This is a genomic window from Ferruginibacter sp. (genome assembly GCF_031391665.1).
Lineage (GTDB): Bacteria > Bacteroidota > Bacteroidia > Chitinophagales > Chitinophagaceae > Ferruginibacter.
The window spans coordinates 1-3962 of the sequence record NZ_JANMUN010000073.1 but is presented as its reverse complement, the minus strand read 5'-3'; the positions used below and the strand labels follow the sequence as shown (position 1 = coordinate 3962).

Sequence of the window (3962 nt, the reverse complement as noted above, 5' to 3'; positions counted from 1 at the left end):
CTTCTTTATAAGCCACCTGCGGTGCACCCTGGTTAATTTCTACTTTAAATTCTCTCTTCATCCTGTCTATAATAATCTCTAAGTGCAGCTCACCCATACCACTCAAAATGGTTTGGCCTGTTTCTTCGTCTGTACGTACACGTAAAGTAGGATCTTCCTCTACCAACTTGGCAATGGCCATACCCATCTTATCAACGTCGGCTTGTGTTTTTGGCTCTACCGCAATACTAATAACCGGCTCTGGAAAAGTCATTGCTTCCAGCACAATCGGGTTATCTTCATTACAAAGTGTATCACCGGTTTTAATATCTTTAAAACCCACTGCCGCACCAATATCACCAGCTTCAATAAAATCAACCGGGTTTTGTTTGTTAGCATGCATTTGCATAATACGGCTGATACGTTCTTTCTTACCTGTACGGGTATTCAGCACATAACTACCAGAATCTAAACGGCCACTATATGCCCGGAAGAAAGCCAGGCGTCCCACAAATGGATCCGTCATAATTTTAAATGCCAACGCACTAAATGGTTCTTTAGGATCAGCATGGCGCAATAATTCTTCTCCCGTATCAGGATTTGTTCCTTTAACCGCTTCAATATCTAAAGGACCGGGCAGGTAACGCACAATAGCATCCAATGCTGTTTGTACACCTTTATTTTTAAAAGACGAACCACACATCATCGGAATGATAGAAATATCAATTGTTGCTTTACGGATAGCTTCATGAATTTCATCTTCGGTGATCGAGTTAGGATCATCAAAGAATTTTTCCAATAGTTTCTCATCGTAATCAGCAACGGCTTCAATTAGATGCTGCCTCCATTCGTTCACTTCTTCAATCATATCTTCCGGAATAGGCACTTCGTTGTAAGTCATACCCTGTCCTGCTTCATCCCAAATCATTCCCTTCATGGTAATAAGATCTACCACGCCTTTAAAATTATCTTCGGCGCCTATCGGTAACTGTAAGGGCACTGCTTTAGCACCCAGCATTTCTTTAATCTGCTTTACCACATTTAAAAAGTCTGCACCACTGCGGTCCATTTTATTTACAAAACCCACACGTGGTACTTTGTATTTATTAGCCTGGCGCCAAACAGTTTCGCTCTGCGGCTCCACACCACTTACGGCGCAGAACAAAGCCAGTAAACCATCCAGTACACGTAAACTACGTTCTACTTCTACAGTAAAATCCACGTGGCCGGGGGTATCAATAATGTTGAATTTATATTGTTTGGTATCCGGTGTTTTTTTGTTTTGTACCATCGGAAAGTTCCAAAAGCAGGTAGTAGCAGCACTGGTAATAGTGATACCTCTTTCCTGTTCCTGAGCCATCCAGTCCATAGTGGCGGCACCATCATGTACCTCACCTATTTTATGATTTACCCCGGTATAATATAATATACGTTCGGTGGTAGTGGTTTTACCGGCATCAATATGAGCGGCAATACCAAAGTTGCGTTGATAACGTAAATCTCCCATTTTTCTTTATTTTAAATGTTGAATTTGAAAATGTCGAATGTGATTTAACACATCTGACACTATTTATTTTAAAGTATTTTATTTGAATTTCGGCCGTTTCAATTTCCAGCATAGTTTTACCCTGCAGATTTCCAGCTATTTTTTGCCAAAAAGGGTTCGATATGTTTTATTGTACTCTCATATTATGCTAAATAAATACGGCGCCATCCTAAATTGCTGTACTTTTTAGCGCCGCAAAGGTAAGGATTTTTGGTATATGAACAAGGGGTGGAAAAAGGAAAATAATATGGCGGAAAATTGTAATTGTTTTGGGTAATATGAGGATTTGGGGCTATGTTAGTGGAAGTATTTAAAAATTAAAAAATATATTTACGAAACAATTACAACAAAAAAGTAGTTTCAATTATTTTTTAACCTAATAAAACTTAAGCGCTAAAAATGTTTACGAAACTTTAATATTTGGAAAACCTTCGTAAATACTTAAAGCTGTATGTTACTTAAACGAAAATCTCAATGAAATTAAAATTTTTAATCATCGTAATACTTTTTACTTCAAGCATCTATAGTCAAAAAAAATACTTTAAAGATGACCTAGCTAATATTGTAGTTTATGTTGCGGATATAGTTGGACAAAATTTACGTGGACTGGGGACAGCTTCAGTTATTTCAGATAGCAATAAATATTATCTTTTAACAGCGTCTCATGTCTCAGACTCAATCAAAGGAAATTGTATTATTATTTTTCGAGTTGCCAATGACAAACCAATTGCAATCCCGCTTTCAAAGTTCGTTGGTAAAAACAAATCAGCATGGGTAAAACATATTGAAGCTGACCTATCATTTATAGAAATATATCCCTATGATACTGGCAGTGACAACCGATTAAGAGAATGGAGCTTTCCCATCAATCAAATTTCAGATAAACGAGAAGCAATTTCCAGAGATTTTGATGTAGTTTCAATTGGTTTTCCATTAATTGATATGATCGGAACCCATTTCTCCCCTTTGACATTTAATTCATATTTCTCTAGCGGCCTACTCACATTAAAAAGAGCTGACACAAAAACATTATCGACATTTCAAGTTTTAGAAAATCCAAGTGTGCAAGGTTATAGTGGCGGACCCGTTTTTGTAGGTGTCAAAAAAGATGGCGTTGTTGTTGGGCCGAAACAAACTCAACTTGCAGGAATTGTGCATGGAACATTTTCAGATAACACTGGCGGTAAAATTGCAATGATTACTCCTTCGTATTATGTACTTGATTTAATAAAATAAGCTCCATACATTATTCGCCCCTATTGTTGTTACTATTTCATGCCTGAACCCACTGCCCGCCAGCGTCTGGTATGCAGCGTAAGCATTGCAGCATAGCGTACCAACACCACAGCATTATCTTCGCCGCCGCCGATATCCTTTAACAGCTGCCAATAATATTTTTAATACTGTAACAGAGTATTGTATATTTATAAATACTTTAAAAACAAAAGTGCTCCCTTTATGAAAAAGAATTTTATTTTTTCAATGGCCGGGCTTTCTGCTTATGAAACCTGGAAGGATATTATTACATTCATTGGGTTAAGCAGCTGGGCATTTCAAAGCAAATAAAAAAGAGATTTTATTATGAATAAATACAACACCTCAGGTGCTAGGTTTGGCGCTGCAATGATAGATGGATTGATCTTTCTCCCTATTGGTTATCTCAATAATTATTTAACTGAGGTTTTATCCAACAAGGCAGGTTTACTTATTATTTGGACAGTCATTTTTATGTGCATCTACCAGTTTTACACCGTCTTCCTCCATGGTAAATACGGCCAAACTTTTGGTAAAATGGCCATGGGTGTAAAAATTGTAACTTTTCCTGAAGAATTACCCATCTCCTACTTTCAGGCATTTATAAGAGACCTGCCTTATTTTTTTATCTACTTTTTTCAAACCGTTATTTTGATTTCCATAATATTGTTCCCCCGCCTTGCTTACAACTCCAGCCTTAGTACAACATTAGAAATACTCAATTTCGCCGGGCTAGCCTGGCTGTTGCTTGAAATTATTTCTATGCTGTTTAATGAAAAAAGAAGAGCGGTGCATGATTTTATTGCAAAAACTGTGGTAATTAAAACAGGTTAACAATTGCAAAGAATAATATTATTATTTTGTAACTGGTGCCAATTAAAATATCATTTCAATGCCTGATAACGGAATAACAGCAATCGTATTGATCATTGCCAACATTGCCTTTTCGTACAAAGGTTTTATCAGTCCTCTTTTTTTTGAGAGTTATAAATTTGAAGTAGATAAAATTCTTATTAAGAAAGATTATTTACGGCTGGTTAGTTCGGGCTTTTTACATGTTAGCTGGATGCACCTTATTTTTAACATGGCAAGCCTTTATTTTTTCAGTGGCATTATAGAAAGTTCGTTAGGTGTGCTGCAATTTTTAATAATTTATTTTACCAGCCTTATCGGCGGCAACCTG

At 36.8% G+C, this 3962-nt stretch carries 4 protein-coding genes; 3 read left to right on the top strand and 1 reads right to left on the bottom strand.

Annotated features, from left to right (window positions below; genetic code table 11):
• The coding region (gene fusA, locus ACY651_RS05870) for an elongation factor G (RefSeq protein WP_462250678.1) at window positions 1-1486 on the bottom strand (1486 nt) is incomplete at its 3' end.
• Between the two features lie 513 nt (window positions 1487-1999).
• On the opposite strand from fusA, the gene ACY651_RS05865 reads away from it, so the two are divergent.
• From ACY651_RS05865 to ACY651_RS05855, 3 genes are all read left to right on the top strand, one after another.
• A complete protein-coding gene (locus ACY651_RS05865; protein WP_462250676.1) occupies window positions 2000-2761 on the top strand; it encodes a serine protease family protein in 762 nt (253 codons plus the stop codon).
• 345 nt (window positions 2762-3106) lie between these two features.
• Window positions 3107-3613, top strand: a complete 507-nt coding sequence (locus tag ACY651_RS05860) for an RDD family protein (RefSeq protein WP_462250674.1) — start codon at window positions 3107-3109, stop codon at window positions 3611-3613.
• Window positions 3614-3671: 58 nt separating this feature from the next.
• Window positions 3672-3962, top strand: a 291-nt coding sequence (locus tag ACY651_RS05855; protein WP_462250672.1) for a rhomboid family intramembrane serine protease, incomplete at its 3' end; no start/stop codon positions are given.

Bases quoted from the DNA above. Each gene is read 5' to 3' on its own strand.
- ACY651_RS05865 (WP_462250676.1), top strand. From the start codon at position 2,000: ATGAAATTAAAATTTTTAATCATCGTAATACTTTTTACTTCAAGCATC.
- ACY651_RS05860 (WP_462250674.1), top strand. From the start codon at position 3,107: ATGAATAAATACAACACCTCAGGTGCTAGGTTTGGCGCTGCAATGATA.